General features: G+C 59.0%; 17 protein-coding genes and 3 tRNA genes. 6 read left to right on the top strand and 14 right to left on the bottom strand.

The window, feature by feature from the left end:
- Positions 1–8 precede the first annotated feature (8 nt).
- The 11 genes from BUE38_RS02870 to BUE38_RS02820 form a co-directional block, all read right to left on the bottom strand.
- Positions 9–281, bottom strand: a complete 273-nt coding sequence (locus tag BUE38_RS02870; protein WP_073433491.1) for a DUF2160 domain-containing protein — start codon at positions 279–281, stop codon at positions 9–11.
- Positions 282–291: 10 nt separating this feature from the next.
- Positions 292–1,116, bottom strand: coding sequence for a carbohydrate ABC transporter permease (locus tag BUE38_RS02865; protein ID WP_084541674.1), 825 nt, complete (start codon positions 1,114–1,116; stop codon positions 292–294).
- Positions 1,109–1,996, bottom strand: coding sequence for a carbohydrate ABC transporter permease (locus BUE38_RS02860; RefSeq protein WP_073433489.1), 888 nt, complete (start codon positions 1,994–1,996; stop codon positions 1,109–1,111). The genes BUE38_RS02865 and BUE38_RS02860 overlap by 8 nt, the downstream gene beginning before the upstream one ends.
- Positions 1,993–3,159, bottom strand: coding sequence for an ABC transporter ATP-binding protein (locus BUE38_RS02855; RefSeq protein WP_073433488.1), 1,167 nt, complete (start codon positions 3,157–3,159; stop codon positions 1,993–1,995). Before BUE38_RS02855 ends, BUE38_RS02860 begins: the two co-directional genes overlap by 4 nt.
- Positions 3,160–4,266, bottom strand: a complete 1,107-nt coding sequence (locus BUE38_RS02850; protein ID WP_073433487.1) for an ABC transporter ATP-binding protein — start codon at positions 4,264–4,266, stop codon at positions 3,160–3,162.
- A gap of 330 nt (positions 4,267–4,596) precedes the next feature.
- Positions 4,597–5,226, bottom strand: a complete 630-nt coding sequence (gene upp / locus BUE38_RS02845; RefSeq protein ID WP_073433486.1) for a uracil phosphoribosyltransferase — start codon at positions 5,224–5,226, stop codon at positions 4,597–4,599.
- Between the two features lie 132 nt (positions 5,227–5,358).
- Positions 5,359–6,042 (bottom strand): uracil-DNA glycosylase, encoded by a 684-nt coding sequence (ung, locus tag BUE38_RS02840; protein WP_073433485.1) that lies wholly within the window; start codon positions 6,040–6,042, stop codon positions 5,359–5,361.
- 103 nt (positions 6,043–6,145) lie between these two features.
- Positions 6,146–6,631 carry a xanthine phosphoribosyltransferase gene (gene gpt / locus BUE38_RS02835; RefSeq protein ID WP_073433484.1) on the bottom strand — a complete coding sequence of 162 codons (486 nt, stop codon included), beginning with the start codon at positions 6,629–6,631 and terminating at the stop codon, positions 6,146–6,148.
- A gap of 4 nt (positions 6,632–6,635) precedes the next feature.
- The gene (locus tag BUE38_RS02830; protein WP_073433483.1) at positions 6,636–7,181 is read right to left on the bottom strand and encodes an adenine phosphoribosyltransferase; all 546 of its coding nucleotides are present in this window, start codon (positions 7,179–7,181) and stop codon (positions 6,636–6,638) included.
- Between the two features lie 97 nt (positions 7,182–7,278).
- Positions 7,279–8,616, bottom strand: a complete 1,338-nt coding sequence (locus tag BUE38_RS02825) for an NCS2 family permease (RefSeq protein WP_073433482.1) — start codon at positions 8,614–8,616, stop codon at positions 7,279–7,281.
- Between the two features lie 189 nt (positions 8,617–8,805).
- Complete coding sequence (locus tag BUE38_RS02820) at positions 8,806–9,432, bottom strand: riboflavin synthase subunit alpha (RefSeq protein ID WP_073433481.1); 627 nt, start codon at positions 9,430–9,432, stop codon at positions 8,806–8,808.
- Positions 9,433–9,918: 486 nt separating this feature from the next.
- Here BUE38_RS02820 and BUE38_RS02815 point away from each other — a divergent pair, with 486 nt between their 5' ends.
- The 4 genes from BUE38_RS02815 to BUE38_RS02800 all read left to right on the top strand — a co-directional run bounded on the left by BUE38_RS02815 (position 9,919) and on the right by BUE38_RS02800 (position 13,160).
- On the top strand, positions 9,919–10,962 hold the full coding sequence (locus BUE38_RS02815) for a methionine ABC transporter ATP-binding protein (protein ID WP_073433480.1): 1,044 nt from the start codon (positions 9,919–9,921) through the stop codon (positions 10,960–10,962).
- Positions 10,943–11,596: a methionine ABC transporter permease gene (locus BUE38_RS02810; protein ID WP_073433479.1), complete on the top strand. Its 654-nt coding sequence runs from the start codon at positions 10,943–10,945 to the stop codon at positions 11,594–11,596. Before BUE38_RS02815 ends, BUE38_RS02810 begins: the two co-directional genes overlap by 20 nt.
- Positions 11,597–11,804: 208 nt before the next feature.
- Positions 11,805–12,599, top strand: coding sequence for a MetQ/NlpA family ABC transporter substrate-binding protein (locus BUE38_RS02805; protein ID WP_073433478.1), 795 nt, complete (start codon positions 11,805–11,807; stop codon positions 12,597–12,599).
- 96 nt (positions 12,600–12,695) lie between these two features.
- Complete coding sequence (locus tag BUE38_RS02800; protein WP_073433477.1) at positions 12,696–13,160, top strand: GAF domain-containing protein; 465 nt, start codon at positions 12,696–12,698, stop codon at positions 13,158–13,160.
- 176 nt (positions 13,161–13,336) lie between these two features.
- On the opposite strand, the gene BUE38_RS02795 is transcribed toward BUE38_RS02800, so the two are convergent.
- From BUE38_RS02795 to BUE38_RS02785, 3 genes are all read right to left on the bottom strand, one after another.
- Positions 13,337–13,413 (bottom strand) — tRNA-Val (locus BUE38_RS02795).
- Between the two features lie 147 nt (positions 13,414–13,560).
- A tRNA-Val gene (locus BUE38_RS02790) sits at positions 13,561–13,637 on the bottom strand.
- Positions 13,638–13,663: 26 nt separating this feature from the next.
- Positions 13,664–13,740 (bottom strand) — tRNA-Val (locus BUE38_RS02785).
- Between the two features lie 182 nt (positions 13,741–13,922).
- On the opposite strand from BUE38_RS02785, the gene BUE38_RS02780 reads away from it, so the two are divergent.
- The gene (locus tag BUE38_RS02780; RefSeq protein ID WP_073433476.1) at positions 13,923–14,681 is read left to right on the top strand and encodes a DeoR/GlpR family transcriptional regulator; all 759 of its coding nucleotides are present in this window, start codon (positions 13,923–13,925) and stop codon (positions 14,679–14,681) included.
- A 475-nt stretch (positions 14,682–15,156) separates the two neighbouring features.
- Positions 15,157–15,978 (top strand): MIP/aquaporin family protein, encoded by an 822-nt coding sequence (locus tag BUE38_RS02775; RefSeq protein ID WP_073433475.1) that lies wholly within the window; start codon positions 15,157–15,159, stop codon positions 15,976–15,978.
- Positions 15,979–16,027: the final 49 nt, after the last annotated feature.

Below are 16,027 nucleotides of genomic sequence, written 5' to 3'. Positions count from 1 at the left end.
ATATCGCACTAACCCCAACGCACCAGCACCAGCATCCAGACCACCGAAACGCCCAGTGCCAGCCACAGGCTCAATGACGTAAAACCTCCCATCAGCAGATGAATCCAGGCGACGGACAGCATACCGATGAAGAAGCGATCACCACGGGTAGTGGCCATCGGCAGGAACCCCCGCCGCTCCACCGTGGGTGACACCAGCTCCCAGATGGTCATGCCGACCAGCAGGGCCGCGATTGCTGCAAAGAAGATGGCAGTCGGTACTGTCCAGACCATCCAGTCCATAGCCGCCTCCTCAGGTACGTCCCAGGGCGAAACCCCTGGCGATATGATGACGAACGAAGAAAACCACCAGGATGCCAGGCACAATGGTCAACACACCCGCCGCGGCAAGCGTCCCCCAATCAATGCCCGACGCCGTCTGTGTGCGTGTCATGACTGACGCGATCGGCTGCGCCTCCGTCGAGGTCAGAGTCCGCGCCAGCAGCAACTCCACCCAGGAGAACATGAACAGGAAGAACAGAGTGACACCGATGCCGGAGCGAATCAGCGGCAGGAACACCCGCACGAAAAAGCGCGGGAAGCTGTAGCCATCAATGAAGGCCGTCTCGTCGATCTCCCGCGGCACACTGCTCATGAAGCCTTCAAGAATCCACACCGCCAGCGGGATATTGAACAGACAATGCGCCAGAGCCACGGCGATGTGGGTATCGAATAACCCGACGGTGTAATAGAGCTGAAAATACGGCAGAAGAAAGACCGCCGGCGGTGCCATCATGTTGGTCAACAGCCAGAAGAACAGATGCTTGTCGCCGATGAAGCTGTAACGGCTGAAGGCATAGGCAGCCGGCAATGCGACCGCCATGCTGATGGCCATGTTCATCAACACATAGATGATCGAGTTGACATAGCCCATGTACCAGCTCGAGTCGGTGAAGATGCGAGCGTAATTGGCCCAGGTGAGTTGCTGAGGCCAGAGCGTCAACTCACCGAGAATCTCGCTATTGCTCTGCAGTGACATGTTGACCAGCCAGTAGATCGGCAGCAGCACGAAGACCAGGTAGGCGGCCATCAACAGCGTACGGCGCAACACAAATCCCTTGCGGGTGACTTCAGCCATGGTCACCTCCCGGCACGCGATCCTTCTGCATATTCATGATCAGGGTATAGAACACCCAGCACACCAGCAGAATGATCAGGAAGTAGATCAGCGAGAAGGCGGCTGCCGGACCGACATCAAACTGGGCGGTTGCCATCACCGCCAGCGACTGACTGAGGAATGTGGTCGAATTTCCGGGCCCACCGCCGGTCAACACGAAGGGCTCGGCGTAGATCATGAAAGAGTGCATGAAACGCAGCAGCACCCCGATCACCAGCACATTGGTGAGCTTGGGCAGCTGGATATAGCGGAAAATCGCCCACCGCGAGGCGCGATCAATTCGCGCCGCCTGGTAGTAGGCTTCAGGAATGGCCCTCAGTCCGCTGTAACAGAGCAGCGCGATCAACGAGGTCCAGTGCCAGACATCCATCAACACGATGGTCAGCCAGGCATCCAGCGGACTGGAGGTAATATTGTAGGCATAGCCAACCTCGCGCAGACTCCAGCCCATCAGTCCGATGTCACCACGGGTAAATATCTGCCAGATACTGCCCACCACATTCCAGGGAATCAGCAACGGCAAGGTCACCAGAATCAACACCGCCGAGGCCTGCCAACCACGTTTCGGCATCAGCAGGGCGATACCTATCCCCAGCGGCACCTCGATGGCCAGAATCGTCAGCGAGAAGCCGAACTGACGCAGCAGTGCCGCCTGCAACGACGGATCATTGAGCATCTGCACAAACCACTCGGTGCCGGTAAAGAAGCGAGTGTGCGGATCAAAGACGTCCTGAACCGAGTAGTTGACCACCGTCATCAGAGGAATGATGGCCGAGAACGCCACCAGCGCCAGCATCGGCAGGATCAACCACCAGGCCCGGTTGTTGCGAACCTTGTTCATGCCTCTACCTCCCAGCGATATTCATCGACGTAGAGCCCGAAGCGCTGAGCAGGGAAACGCACCCGAACTTCCGTTCCCGGGGCAACATCAAAGGGCAGCGGGTGGCCTTCCTCGACGCGCGCCTTGAGGCGCAGGTCGTCGCGCTGCAGCGTGAAGATGGCATAGGTACCGAGATCCTGGCTGTGTTCCACCACCATCGTCAGGAAAGCCTCCACCCGGTCATCGCCCTCCTCGTCAACCATCTCTACAGCTAGTTCTACAAACTCTGGTCGGATTCCCAGCTTGACGTTGTCGGTCTGCGCCAGTGCCTTGCGCACCGCCTGCTGCCATGCCTGACTCAATACCAATGACTGGCCATCGGCCACCAGCTCATCGCCCTCCTCTCCATCAGCACCTTCCCCCTGCAGCGCCATGGACATGAAGTTCATGCCGGGGCTGCCGATGAAGTAGCCGACAAAGGTGTGGGTCGGGCGCTCGAAGAGCTCCTGAGGCGTGCCGAACTGGACGATCTGCCCGTCGTACATCACTGCGATGCGATCGGCGAAGGTCGATGCTTCCAGTTGGTCGTGGGTCACATAGATCATGGTGACGGCAAAGCGCTGGTGGATTTCCTTGAGCTTGCGCCTCAATTTGAACTTCAGTTGCGGGTCGATGACCGTCAATGGCTCGTCGAACAGGATGGCAGTCACGTCATCGCGTACCAGGCCGCGCCCCATGGAAACCTTCTGCTTCTCGTCCGCGGTCAGGTTACGGGCCTTGCGATCGAGCTGCGCCACAAGGTCGAGGCTGTCAGCCACCTCCATGACCCGCTGGCGAACAGTCTCCTCCGGTGTTTTCACATTGCGCAGCGGAAAGGCCAGGTTGTCGTAGACCGTCATGGTGTCGTAGACCACCGGGAACTGGAACACCTGGGCAATGTTGCGCTCCTCCGGCGGCAGTTCATTGACCCGCCGGCCATTGAACAGCACTTCACCGCTCGAGGGCGCCAGCAACCCGGAAATGATATTGAGCAGGGTTGACTTGCCGCAGCCGGAAGGCCCCAGCAAGGCGTAGGCACCACCTTCTTCCCAGACATGATCCATTCGCCGGATGGCGTAGTCTGCCTCCCCAGAGGGTTGGGCCTGATAGCTATGAGCCAATTGCGAAAGCGTGATCTCGGCCATCTATTTACCTCCCCGGGAGCCGGCCGACGGAGATGCGTCGGGTGCATGCACGGTGGCACCACTGTCATCAAAGGCATAGAGCCCATGTACCGGGAAGTACAGGCTTACCTGTTGATCGACCGCAAAACTGTGCACCCCCGCTAGATGGGCCACCAGCGACACCTTGTCGTTGTGCACGTGGAGAAAGGTTTCTGAACCACTGATCTCGGCAAGATCCACCTGCACATCCAGCACCAGATCATCGACAGCCTGGCGCTCCAGCGCCAGATGTGACGGGCGGACACCAAATCGATAATGGCCTTCGGCCAGGGCAGACAGCGCCTCATCGAGGGGAAAGTGCACATCCTCATCAAAGGTCACTTCTCGACCACGGATATAGCCATCCAGCACATTGATCGGCGGCTCCGAAAACATCTCGGCAGCAGTCAGCGACATCGGCTGCCGATAGACCTCGGGCGTCGGGCCGTACTGGATCAGGCGCCCTTCGTGAAGAATCGCCGTATGGCCGCCCAACGCCAACGCCTCCGCAGGCTCAGTGGTGGCGTATACCGCGATGCAGTCGCGGCTGGCAAAGAGTGTGCCCAGCTCCTCGCGAAATTCCTCACGCAGCTTGTAGTCAAGGTTGACCAGCGGCTCGTCGAACAGCACCAGATCAGCGTCCTTGACCAGCGCTCTGGCCATGGCAGTACGCTGCTGCTGCCCTCCGGAAAGTTCCAACGGCATACGCTCGAGGAGATGCTCGATATGCAGCAGCTTCGCCACCTCATGTACACGAGCCTGGATCTCGTCACGCGGCACGCGCGCAATCTTCAGCGGCGATGCGATGTTGTCGAACACCGTCTGATGGGGGTAGTTGATGAATTGCTGATAGACCATTGAGACGTTGCGCTGGCGCACCCCGCGCTCGGTCACATCCTCACCGCTCATCAGGATACGTCCACTGCTCGGACGGTCGAGACCTGCCATCAGGCGCATCAATGAGGTCTTGCCGGCCAGGGTTCGCCCCAGCAACACATTGAAGGACCCGGGGTCCAGAGTCAGGGAAATCTGATCAAGGTGTGTTTCATTGGCCACCACACGGGAAACCGCTTCCAGGCTCAGGGACATGTACGCGTTCGTCCATCCTGCTGTCGAATCCATCCCTCGGCATAATGCCAGGGCATACCTCATTTAACGTATCCTGGATTCGAAGTTGCGCTCGGATGTCCTTAAACGAAACTGGACATTTTCCCGCTTGAAGAACAGCCAATAAATTTCAGAACATTGATTAACAATAATTTCTTCCGTTAAACCTACTTTTGTCTACCTCGACGAAAGAATACCTCCATTTGTCGCCCCCAGAACGCAGAAAGCCCGATGTTCAATAACGAACATCGGGCTTTTCATGTCGCTTACAGCGGAAATCATGCGCCGCGGGTTACACCAACCAGAGAAGAATCAGCGTGTGCCGAAGATCTTGTCTCCGGCATCACCCAGCCCCGGCACGATATAGCCGTTCTCATCCAGGCGCTCATCCACCGAGGCGGTATAGATCTCGATATCCGGATAGGCATCCTGAACCCGCTTGATACCTTCTGGCGCAGCAACCAGTACGATCACCTTCATCTGGGTACAGCCACGTTCACGCAACATATCCAGAGTCGCCACCATGGAGCCGCCGGTTGCCAGCATGGGGTCAATGACAATCGCCATGCGCTCGTCCAGGTCGCCGGCGAACTTGGAGAAGTACGGTACCGGTTCGAGCGTTTCCTCGTCGCGGTAGAGCCCCACCACACTGATGCGCGCGCTGGGAATCAGGTCAGTGACCCCTTCCAGCATGCCAAGCCCTGCACGCAGGATCGGCACGATGGTGACCTTCTTGCCCTTGAGCAGCTTGACGTTGATGGTTTCGCCACTCCAGCCATCGAGGGGATAGTCTTCCACTTCCAGATCCGACGTTGCCTCGTAGGTGAGCAGCTTGGCCACCTCTCCTGCCAGCTCGCGAAAGCTCTTGGTACTGATACCGGCTTCGCGCATCAAGCCGAGCTTGTGCTGAACCAGGGGATGATTGATGGCATGGACGCTCATGGGCAGACCTCTCTGATGACGGGCAGGACAGGAACACCGACTGATCACCAGTGAACCCAAAATTGCGCGCCATTTTAACCGCATCTATAACGTTCGATAAAGCCGCCTCCCGGGGTAACGTTCCGATGAGGTTCAGGGTTGCTCGGGTAGCTGCCAATCCACCGGCTCGCGTCCCTGCTCCGCCAGGAAGGCGTTGGCACGCGAGAAGTGATGGTTGCCGAAGAAACCACGATGAGCCGACAGCGGCGACGGATGTGGCGACTCCAGCACCAGATGCCGCTGGGTGTCGACCAGCGCCTTCTTCTGCCGTGCATGGCTGCCCCACAGCAGGAACACCGAGGGCGGTGCCTCGGCACTGACTGTGGCAATGGCTCTGTCGGTAAAGGTTTCCCAGCCCTGTCCGCGATGTGAACCGGCATTGCCCTGCTCGACCGTCAGCGACGTATTCAGCAGCAACACCCCCTGACGAGCCCAGCTTTCGAGATGGCCATGGTTCACCGGCCGAAAGCCGACATCCTGGGCCAGTTCCTTGTAGATGTTGACCAGCGAGGGCGGCGTTCGTACACCAGGCCTGACCGAGAAGCACAGACCATGAGCCTGGCCCGGGCCGTGATAGGGATCCTGGCCCAGGATCACGATCTTGACCTGGTCCAGAGGCGTCAGTTCGAAGGCACGAAACCAGTCCGAGGAATGCGGATAGATTACCTTGTGGGCAGCCTTCTCGCGCCTCAGGTACTCACGCAATGCCTGCATATAGGATTGTTCGAACTCGCTACCCAGCCATCTCTGCCAACTGTCGGGAAGCACTTGAGTCATCGTCACCACTCCTGAGCCATGTTCACCATCCCTGAAGCATATTCGCCACCCCAGAACAGAGTCACTACCCCAGAACAGAGTCACCACGTCCGGGGTAGTGCCATCATTTCGCCGTGGAACGATGCTGGTCGACCAGCGGCTCGACATAGGCCACACCCATGTCCCAGGGGAACTGGATCCAGCAGTCCTGAGCCACTTCGGTCAGATACTGGTCCACCAACTGGCGCCCTTCCGGCTTGGCGTAGATGGTCACGAAGTGCGCACGCGGCAGCATCTCGCGCACTGCCCGAGCGGTCTTGCCGGTATCGACGAGATCGTCGACCAGCAGCCAGCCCTCGCCATCGTGATCCACACCCTTGAGAACCTGAAGTTCGTCCTGGTCCATGTGGTCATAGCTCTTGATGCACACGGTATCGATCAGGCGAACATCAAGTTCGCGGGCAACCAGTGCCGCGGGAATCAGGCCACCACGCGTAATGGCAATGATGCCCTTGAGATCACGCTCCATCAGCCGGTGGCAGAGCTCACGAACATCGCGATGGAGCTGGTCCCAGGAAACGGTGAAATGCTGGTGATATCGGCTGCTCATGAGCTTATTCGTCCTCGGTGAAGGAACATACGGCGAATACACTGTGCCCTGCCTCGCGAACCTTCTGCGAGCCACCCAGCTCAATCAGGTCGACGATGGCCGCAGTTTCCACGACCTGTCCACCGGAGCGGGAGATCAACTCGGCGGCTGCCAGCATGGTGCCACCGGTGGCAATCAGGTCATCCATGATCAGGATTCGATCGCCTGTACGGAAGGCATCGGAATGCAGTTCCACCTCAGCCTGCCCGTATTCCAGAGTGTAGGTCTGGCTGATGGTCTTGAAGGGAAGTTTGCCCTTCTTGCGCACCGGCACAAAGCTGCAGCCCAGCTCATAAGCCACAGGCGCGCCGATGATGAATCCCCGGGCATCGATGGCGGCAATGGCGTCGAGATCCATCTCCTGATAGCGATGCACGAAGCTGTCGATCAACTTGCGGAAGGCCGAGCTGTTCTGCAGCAACGGCGTGATATCACGAAAGTTGACCCCGGGGCTGGGCCAGTCGGGAACGGTACGAATGACTGACTTGATATAGTCGCCGTAGATACTCATCACATGTCTCTTTGAAGCGGTGTTCGTCGCAGGGGTGGAAACCATGCTCCACACAGCCCAGTGAAATCACGTCGTCACTGGGCTGGTGTGCAGGGTATCAATCGATGAAGATCAGCTTGATCGCAAACAGCAGACCCAACACCACCACTGCGGGATTGAGGTCGGAAAAACGACCGGCGAGTGTCTTGATGGCCAGGTAGCTGACAAAGCCCAGCGCAATACCCTCGGCAATCGAGAAGGTCAGCGGCATGGCCAGAGCAGCGATCAGTACCGGTGCGGCTTCGGTGGCATCGTCCCAATCGGCACTGGCCAGGCTGCCGGCCATCAGCGAAGCCACATACAGCAAGGCACCAGCCGTGGCATAAGCAGGAATCGAGCCTGCCAGCGGCGCAAGGAACAGGCTGGCAAGGAACAGTACCGCCACGACCACGGCCGTCAAGCCTGTGCGCCCACCAGCGGCAATACCCGAGGTGCTCTCGACATAGCTGGTGGTCGTCGAGGTACCCAGCGCAGCACCCGCCATGGTTGCCGTGGAGTCTGCCATCAACGCACGCCCCAGACGCGGCAGCTTGCCATCCCTGTCGAGCAGGCCACCGCGATGGGCAACCCCCACCAGAGTACCGGAGGTATCAAACAGATCCACGAACAGGAAGGCAAAGATGATGCTGATCATGCCCACATCCAGGGCGCCGGCGATATCCATCTGCATCAGGGTAGGCATCACCGACGGCGGCATCGAAACCAGGCCAGCGAACTCATTGTGCCCCAGCGCAATCGCCACCAGAGTGACACCGAGGATGCCGATCATCACCGCACCGGTAACGCGACGATAGGCCAGCGCCGTGATCACGAAGAAGCCAGCCAGCGCATACAACGGTCCCGGCTGAGCCAGATCTCCCACCGACACCAGGGTGGCCGGATTGTCGACGATGATGCCGGCATTCTTCAGTGCCACCATAGCGAGGAACAGGCCGATACCAGCGGCGATGCCCAGGCGCAGCGTCAGCGGAATCGAATTGATGATCCACTCCCGGATACGCAGCACACTGAGAATGAAGAAGGTCACGCCGGAAAGAAACACGGCTCCCAGCGCCACCTGCCAGGTGTGGCCCATGCTCAGCACCACGGTATAGGTAAAGAAGGCATTGAGCCCCATCCCCGGTGCCAGCGCGATCGGATAGTTGGCCCACAACCCCATCACCAGACAGCCGATGGCCGCTGCAAGGCAGGTCGCCACGAACACCGCCCCGCCATCCATACCGGCCTCGGCCAGAATGCTGGGGTTGACGAAGATGATGTAGGCCATGGTCAGGAAGGTGGTAATACCGGCGATCACCTCCGTTCTGACATTGGTGCCATGCTCGCTGAGCCGGAAGTAGCGGTCGAGAAGACTCTTGTTATGGTGTTCTGTCTTGCTGGAGTCGGGATGGGACATGTGCCAGATCCTGAAGTGAGATCGCCGAAAGGAAATCGCTATCGCTTGTGTGAACCCCGCAAGGGGATGTCACCTGTTGCTGTCAACGCCCAGGCACGAGACGAGGCCGTCCGCAAAAGCGCGACACTCTACCAGAATAGGCAATATGTCGGTATAGGCGCGCCTCGCGTGGAATTCGTCACCTTTCGCTCAGTTACGCGTAGCCAGCACTCGTTCTACGGTCTCAACGATAGCCTGGGTCTGGGGGTCAATCTCGATATTGACGTGATCACCGGGTTGACGATCACTCAGCGTGGTTCGCGACAGCGTCTCGGGTATCAGGTCAACACAGAACTCGCGGCCCTGCTTTCCCTCAAAGGCGCGAACATCGCCAATGGTCAGGCTGATGCCATCGACACCAATATAACCCTTGGCAAACACGAAGCGCTCGAGGCCATCAGGCAACCGGAACCACAGCCTACGGTTGTTGGGGGCCTCATCCAGACTGATCATCTCGGCCATGCCTGAGACATGACCGGACATGGCATGACCTCCGATCTCGTCGCCGAAGCGTGCCGCGCGTTCGATATTGACGCGATCACCAACGACCAGGGCGCCCAGGTTGGTGACCCTGAGAGTCTCGCGCATCAGGTCAAAGCTGACGCGCTCACCTTCGATGGCGGTCACCGTCAGGCACACGCCGTTGTGAGCAACCGACGCCCCCAGCTCGAGCCGCTGGCGCAGGTCGTCCTCCAACGCCACGACATGGGTGCGGAACTGCTCGGCCTCCTCGATGGCCAGCACCCGAGCGGTGCCCTGAACGATACCGGTAAACATGCAATCTCTCCCTTCACTTTCCTTCGCTGATGGCCTGCGGGTATCCGAATACGCCGCTCGGCAAGGCGCTCATTGATACCACTTTCCCCCGCCTCGCGCATCCGGAGAACGTCTGGCATACCGCTGCCTGGCATCGGAGTGACGTAGCAGGAGATCCTCTATACAGCTGCAAGGTCAGTGGACTTTTCTCCAATGAGGTAGATCTCCAGCCAGAATATCCATCTCTACTGTACAGATCATTGACACTTGCCCCCGCCGCCCCTATGCTTGCCCGCTACATTTTTAGGCGCCGATTTGTACCCGGATTGCGGGCGCCAGCACGTCAGCGCTCACAAGGCGTTGTCGGGTGAAGTGCAGCTAAAAGGGTGTGTCCAGCGTTGATGGCCACCCGTAAGGGTGGCCTTTTTTTCGCTCACCCTGCCCCTCTGGCTACCCTGCCTTCCCCTTGCCCATCCCCGCAGTCATCGGCACCACCGAGTGGCTGAGATGATACGACTGCAGAATGTTTCCAAGACCTTCGGTAGTGGCCCGCGCGCGGTCACCGCACTGAAGAACATCAACCTCGAGGTTCCCCGAGGACAGATCCATGGCGTGATCGGGCTTTCGGGCGCCGGCAAGTCGACCTTGATCCGCTGCGTCAACCTGCTCGAACGCCCCAGCACTGGCACGGTTCATGTTGACGGTCAGGAACTGACCCTCCTGTCAGGCGAAGACCTGAACAAGGCCCGCCACGGCATCGGCATGATCTTTCAGCACTTCAACCTGCTGACCTCACGCACCGTGTTCAATAATGTCGCCCTGCCGCTGGAGCTGATGGGTGTATCACGCACCGAGATCCGCGAGCGTGTAACGCCCCTGCTGGATCTTGTCGGCCTCACCGACAAGGCGCGCCAGTATCCCGCGCAGCTATCCGGCGGTCAGAAACAACGCGTCGCCATTGCCCGAGCACTGGCTAGCCGACCCAGTGTACTGCTGTGCGACGAGGCAACCTCAGCCCTCGACCCACAGACCACGGCATCAATCCTCGAGCTGCTGCAGGACATCAATCGCAAACTGAACCTGACGATCCTGCTGATCACTCACGAGATGGAAGTGGTCAAGAGCATCTGTCATCGCGTCAGCCTGATCAGTGACGGCGAGTTGGTCGAAGAGGCCAATGTCGGCGATTTCTTTACCGCTCCGCGTACACGCCTCGGCCGCCACTTCCTCAACGACTTCCTCGAACTGGAGCCGCCCCGAGCTCTGATCGATCGCCTGCTCGATGCCTCTGGAGAGCACACCCACCCAGTGGTGCGCCTGGGCTTCTCCGGCGATGCCGTGGCCACGCCACTGATCTCGCGCCTGGCACGTGAGTGCGGGGTCGATGTCAGCATTCTCCAGGCCAAGGTGGAGTCGATCCAGGAACGCACCCTGGGCCTGATGATCGCCGAACTGATGGGCGACGCTGACGACACACAACGCGCCATCGACTATCTGATGGCCCATGATCTAAACGTGGAGGTGCTTGGTCATGTCCAGCGCAATGATTAACCTGATCCTCGAGGCCACTCTCGAGACCATCTACATGGTGGCCATTTCCGGCATCATCGCTGCGCTAGCAGGCATTCCGCTGGGTGTACTGCTGTATGTCACTCGCCCGGGACAGATTCTGGCCCAGCCGATACTGCAGTCCGTACTGAGTGTGGTCACCAACATCGGCCGCTCGATCCCCTTCATTATCCTGCTGGTGGCCATCGTGCCCTTCACCCGCCTGCTGGTGGGTTCATCCATCGGCACCATGGCTGCCGCTGTGCCATTGACCATTGCCGCCATTCCGTTCGTGGCCCGACTGGTCGAGGGCGCGCTCAATGAAATCTCACCGGGTCTGGTCGAGGCTGCACAATCAATGGGGGCCACCCCCTGGCAGATCATCACCAGGGTACTGCTGCCCGAGGCGCGTGGTGGCATCTACACGGCACTGACCATCACCGTGGTCACCTTGATCAGCTATTCTGCGATGGCGGGAGCGGTTGGTGGCGGCGGACTCGGCGACCTGGGCATCCGCTATGGACACCAGCGTTACAACGAAACGATCATGCTGATCACTGTGGTCATTCTGGTGGTCATGGTTCAGGGTCTGCAGAGCCTGGGCGATTATCTGGTGCGCAGAAGCAACCACAAGTGACTTGATCGGACTGATAACCAAACAGCATTACACAGCCCCTGCTTATTCCGTTATCATTGGCACCAGTATCGCCATGGCCTACTGACGCCAGTAGCTGGCAATCAGTAGTCGTCAAGCAGTAGCCAGCGATGAATGGAACGGGCGAACATAACTGACGAAACCTGCCAACGAGACACGTTGGTCACGAGAGTTGAAGGGAGACACAACGATGCGCAAGACACTGATCGGCGCGCTGGCGCTATCCACTCTGTCACTGTCCATCGGCCAGGCACTGGCCCATGAACACCACATCAAGGTGGGTACCGTGGCCGGCCCGGAAACCGATGTCATGCAGGTGGCAGCGGATATCGCCGAGGAGAAGTTTGGCCTCGAAGTCGAGATCATCGAGTTCACCGACTATGTTACGCCCAATGCCGCGCTGGCGGACGGCAGCCTCGACGCCAATGCCTACCAGCACGAGCCGTACATGAACGCCATGGTGCGTGACCGCGGCTTCGACTTCGCCATCGCCGGGCGCACCTTTGTCTATCCGATCGGTGCCTATTCCGAGAAGTACGACAGCCTCGACGAACTGCCGGACGGCGCCACCATCGCTCTGCCCAACGACCCATCGAACGAGGGCCGTTCGCTGATCCTGCTGCACAACCAGGGTCTGATTACGCTCGACGACCCGGAAAACCTCGAAGTCACGCCGCTCAACATCGTCGAGAATCCGCACGACTACGACTTCCAGGAAATCGAGGCTGCGCAGTTGCCGCACATCCTGCCCGATGTCGACATGGCCTTCATCAACAACACCTTTGCCCAGCCAGCAGGCCTGTTGCTGGATGACGCCCTGGTCAGCGAAGGTCCCGAGTCCCCCTACGTCAATATCATCGCCGTACGGGCCGGTGACGAAGACCGCGAGGAGATTCAACAAATGGTCGAGGCCTACCAGACTGACGAAGTCGCCGCCAAGGCCGAAGAACTGTTCAAGGGTGCCGCCGTTCCCGGTTGGGAATGATCGCATCCTGTTGAGACAAGTATCGCAGTATTGATCGATGGAGGGCCGGCACTGTGCCGGCCTTCTTCCATTCCGGCTACCGGGAACGCAACACCCATGACCGACTACGCCCTGCTCGCCCGCCAACTGAGAGCCCTGCTCGACACCCGCGACTGGCTGATCAACAGTGCCCAGACCAGCGCCTTTCTGATGCAGGAGATTCCCGACCTCAACTGGGCCGGCTTCTACCTGCAACGCCAGCCGGAACTGCTCTCTCTCGGCCCATTCCAGGGCAAACCTGCCTGCAACCCCATCCCCTTCTCCAAAGGCGTATGCGGTGCCGCGGCTCGCAGCCGCCAGACCCAGCGCATCGACGATGTCCACGCCATAGCTGACCACATCGCCTGCGACAGCGCCTCACAATCCGAGCTGGTAGTACCGATCATCGACGCCAGCGGAGCGCTGTGGGGAGTCCTCGACCTGGACAGCCCGAAAGCCGACCGCTTCAGCGAGCACGATCAGGCAGGTATCGAAGGGCTGGTGGAAGTGTTTCGGGAAGTGACGGAGCTGGGGAAGCCGTAAGCCGTAAGCCGTAAGCCGTAAGCCGTAAGCCGTAAGCCGTAAGCCGTGGAAAGCATCCAATCTGCGACAACTTCCGGCAACCCTTCTGCTTCGGAGGACTACTTACAGCTTATAGCTTACAGCTCTTTCCCCAAGAACAGAAAAAGCCCCGCAGCGATTGCTGCGGGGCTTCGTTCTGGTAGGACCAGGCGGATTCGAACCGCCGACCTCTACCATGTCAAGGTAGCGCTCTAACCAACTGAGCTATGGTCCTGGAAACCTTCTCTTTCAAGAGCAACTCTCTTGAAGAGTATCACTCTTGAAGAGCATCTTGCTTGAAGACCTTCTCGGCTGAGCATCTCTCGATGTTCGATGCTGCGGCCTTCAACGTCAGGCTGTCAGACAACCAGCTGCCAGAATCTGGTAGGACCAGGCGGATTCGAACCGCCGACCTCCACCATGTCAAGGTGGCGCTCTAACCAACTGAGCTATGGTCCTGCAATGTCCGGCGGGTAACAGCATACTGGTAGGACCAGGCGGATTCGAACCGCCGACCTCTACCATGTCAAGGTAGCGCTCTAACCAACTGAGCTATGGTCCTGTAGCTGCTCCGGGGCAATGACTGCCCTGACAACGGATGCGTATTTTACCCAGCTGGCAGACAAATGCAAGTCCTTGAGTTACGTACAGGAAGACAGTATCGCTTTGCCGCTCCTCTCCCCATCGCCAAGACTCGTATGTTCGTTTACGATCATGCCATGGTCCCTCAAGACGGAACCCTCCATGAATCAACAACAACGCCATGCGGCCATTGTCGAGTTGGTCAGCCAGCAAGGCTACGCCAGCATCGAACAGTTGACCGAACACTTTGCGGTTACTCCCCAGACCATACGCCGTGACCTCAATGCCCTGGCCGCCGAAGGACGTGTACGTCGCGTACACGGTGGAGCAGGCCTGGAATCCAGCACCGTCAATACCGCCTATGCCACCCGCAAGACGCTCAACCTGGACGCCAAGCGACGTATCGCCGCTGCCGTTGCCCATCAGGTACCCAATCATGCGTCACTGTTCATCAATATCGGCACCAGCAATGAACTGGTCGCCGAGGCCCTGCTCGAACACCAGGGCCTGGAGATTATTACCAACAATCTCAATGTCGCCGCCATCCTGCACCACAAGGAAGACTTCAATGTCATCGTCGCCGGCGGCCAGGTGCGAGCTCGGGATGGCGGTATCATCGGCGAGGCCACCATCGACTTCATTCATCAGTTCAAGGTCGATATCGGCCTGATCGGCATCAGTGGCATCGACGAGGACGGCTCGCTGCTGGAGTTCGACTACCAGGAAGTTCGTGTCGCCCAGGCGATCATCGGCAACTCTCGCCAGGTCTTTCTTGCTGCCGATCACTCGAAGTTCCATCGCAACCCAGTAGTCCGCCAGGGCAATGTCTCGCAGCTCCATGCCCTTTTCACCGACCGAGAACCACCCACCAGCATCACGCGTCTACTGCGCGAGCATGATGTACGTCTACATATCGCCTGACGCCGTCATCGGACGGCCGTCACCGCTCCGCTCCTGCGCCCCTCAACAGGATGGCTGAACGTTTGAGCCATCATTTTCGAACATTTCGATATCAACACCGAACATGCCTTTCCCACCGCTCCTTCCTGCGGTACCCGCTGCGCCCTCTGCCATAGCCACTAGCCCCGTCATTCGCTGATTTCACCGCCATAAAACCCTTTTCAGCGCCCACCTTCGCAACTATCCCTACGACCAAAGGTGTAGCCCTTCGAGCTCTTTTGGGCTTGTCGGTTGTTCGCTATCGCACTATTGTTTGTTCGTATTCGAACCTAATTGGCGTATTTCGAACATCTGGACGTTCGGGATTCACTACAACAAACCATCCGATACCCGGTCACGAAATCAATAAACCCGAGATATTGCCCCTGCAGGCTCTGGTGTTGGGTTGATTGCCTCATTGATGGACCCGGTATTGAAAAATGGGAGACCCCTCTTCATGACTCCGTTTGTCGGTGAGCTGGTTGGCACGATGCTACTGATCATCTTTGGCGGCGGCGTGGTAGCCGGTGTCGTGCTCAAGGAATCCAAGGCGGCTGCCGGAGGCTGGATCGTCATCACCTTTGGCTGGGGCCTCGGCGTGGCCATGGGCATCTATGCGGTTGGTCAATTCAGTGGCGCTCATCTCAATCCAGCCGTCACCCTGGCACTGGCCAGTATCGGCGAGTTTCCGTGGCGAGATGTGCCTGGCTATGTGCTGGCGCAGATGCTCGGCGCCATCGTTGGGGCCAGCGTGGTCTGGCTGCACTATGCGCCGCATTGGCAGGCCACCAGCGACAGTGACGCCAAACGTGCAGTGTTCTGCACCGACCCGGCCATCGACCGCCCGTTGGCCAACCTGATCAGCGAGATCATCGGCACCTTTGTACTGGTGCTGGGCATCCTCGCTATCGGGGCCAATCGCTTCACCGACGGCCTCAACCCCCTCATCGTCGGCCTGTTGGTATTGGCCATCGGGCTGTCACTGGGCGGTACCACCGGCTATGCCATCAACCCTGCCCGTGACCTCGGGCCGCGTATCGCCCATGCCCTGCTACCGATTCCCGGCAAGGGCAGCAACCAGTGGCGCTATGCCTGGATTCCGGTGGTCGGCCCGCTGATTGGTGGACTCGCAGGAGCACAGTTCTACAGCCACGTTTTCATCGGTGGCGATACGCTGTTACCGGGTCTGGCCATTGGCGGCCTTGCCCTGTGGCTGGCCTGGACTGTCATCGGTGCCCGCCGTCAGGCTGCAGCACTCGAACGCGACGGTTGCGACTGACCTCTCTTCGAGCCCCGTTTACACTCACACGATTCTGTCGACCTCTTGC

It is taken from the genome of Halomonas cupida (assembly GCF_900142755.1).
Taxonomy (GTDB): Bacteria; Pseudomonadota; Gammaproteobacteria; order Pseudomonadales; family Halomonadaceae; genus Halomonas; species Halomonas cupida.
This window is presented reverse-complemented; position numbering and strand designations above follow the sequence as displayed.

Bases quoted from the DNA above. Each gene is read 5' to 3' on its own strand.
- BUE38_RS02870 (WP_073433491.1), bottom strand. From the start codon at position 281: ATGGACTGGATGGTCTGGACAGTACCGACTGCCATCTTCTTTGCAGCA.
- BUE38_RS02865 (WP_084541674.1), bottom strand. From the start codon at position 1,116: ATGGCTGAAGTCACCCGCAAGGGATTTGTGTTGCGCCGTACGCTGTTG.
- BUE38_RS02860 (WP_073433489.1), bottom strand. From the start codon at position 1,996: ATGAACAAGGTTCGCAACAACCGGGCCTGGTGGTTGATCCTGCCGATG.
- BUE38_RS02855 (WP_073433488.1), bottom strand. From the start codon at position 3,159: ATGGCCGAGATCACGCTTTCGCAATTGGCTCATAGCTATCAGGCCCAA.
- BUE38_RS02850 (WP_073433487.1), bottom strand. From the start codon at position 4,266: ATGTCCCTGAGCCTGGAAGCGGTTTCCCGTGTGGTGGCCAATGAAACA.
- upp (WP_073433486.1), bottom strand. From the start codon at position 5,226: ATGAGCGTCCATGCCATCAATCATCCCCTGGTTCAGCACAAGCTCGGC.
- ung (WP_073433485.1), bottom strand. From the start codon at position 6,042: ATGACTCAAGTGCTTCCCGACAGTTGGCAGAGATGGCTGGGTAGCGAG.
- gpt (WP_073433484.1), bottom strand. From the start codon at position 6,631: ATGAGCAGCCGATATCACCAGCATTTCACCGTTTCCTGGGACCAGCTC.
- BUE38_RS02830 (WP_073433483.1), bottom strand. From the start codon at position 7,181: ATGAGTATCTACGGCGACTATATCAAGTCAGTCATTCGTACCGTTCCC.
- BUE38_RS02825 (WP_073433482.1), bottom strand. From the start codon at position 8,616: ATGTCCCATCCCGACTCCAGCAAGACAGAACACCATAACAAGAGTCTT.
- BUE38_RS02820 (WP_073433481.1), bottom strand. From the start codon at position 9,432: ATGTTTACCGGTATCGTTCAGGGCACCGCTCGGGTGCTGGCCATCGAG.
- BUE38_RS02815 (WP_073433480.1), top strand. From the start codon at position 9,919: ATGATACGACTGCAGAATGTTTCCAAGACCTTCGGTAGTGGCCCGCGC.
- BUE38_RS02810 (WP_073433479.1), top strand. From the start codon at position 10,943: ATGTCCAGCGCAATGATTAACCTGATCCTCGAGGCCACTCTCGAGACC.
- BUE38_RS02805 (WP_073433478.1), top strand. From the start codon at position 11,805: ATGCGCAAGACACTGATCGGCGCGCTGGCGCTATCCACTCTGTCACTG.
- BUE38_RS02800 (WP_073433477.1), top strand. From the start codon at position 12,696: ATGACCGACTACGCCCTGCTCGCCCGCCAACTGAGAGCCCTGCTCGAC.
- BUE38_RS02780 (WP_073433476.1), top strand. From the start codon at position 13,923: ATGAATCAACAACAACGCCATGCGGCCATTGTCGAGTTGGTCAGCCAG.
- BUE38_RS02775 (WP_073433475.1), top strand. From the start codon at position 15,157: ATGACTCCGTTTGTCGGTGAGCTGGTTGGCACGATGCTACTGATCATC.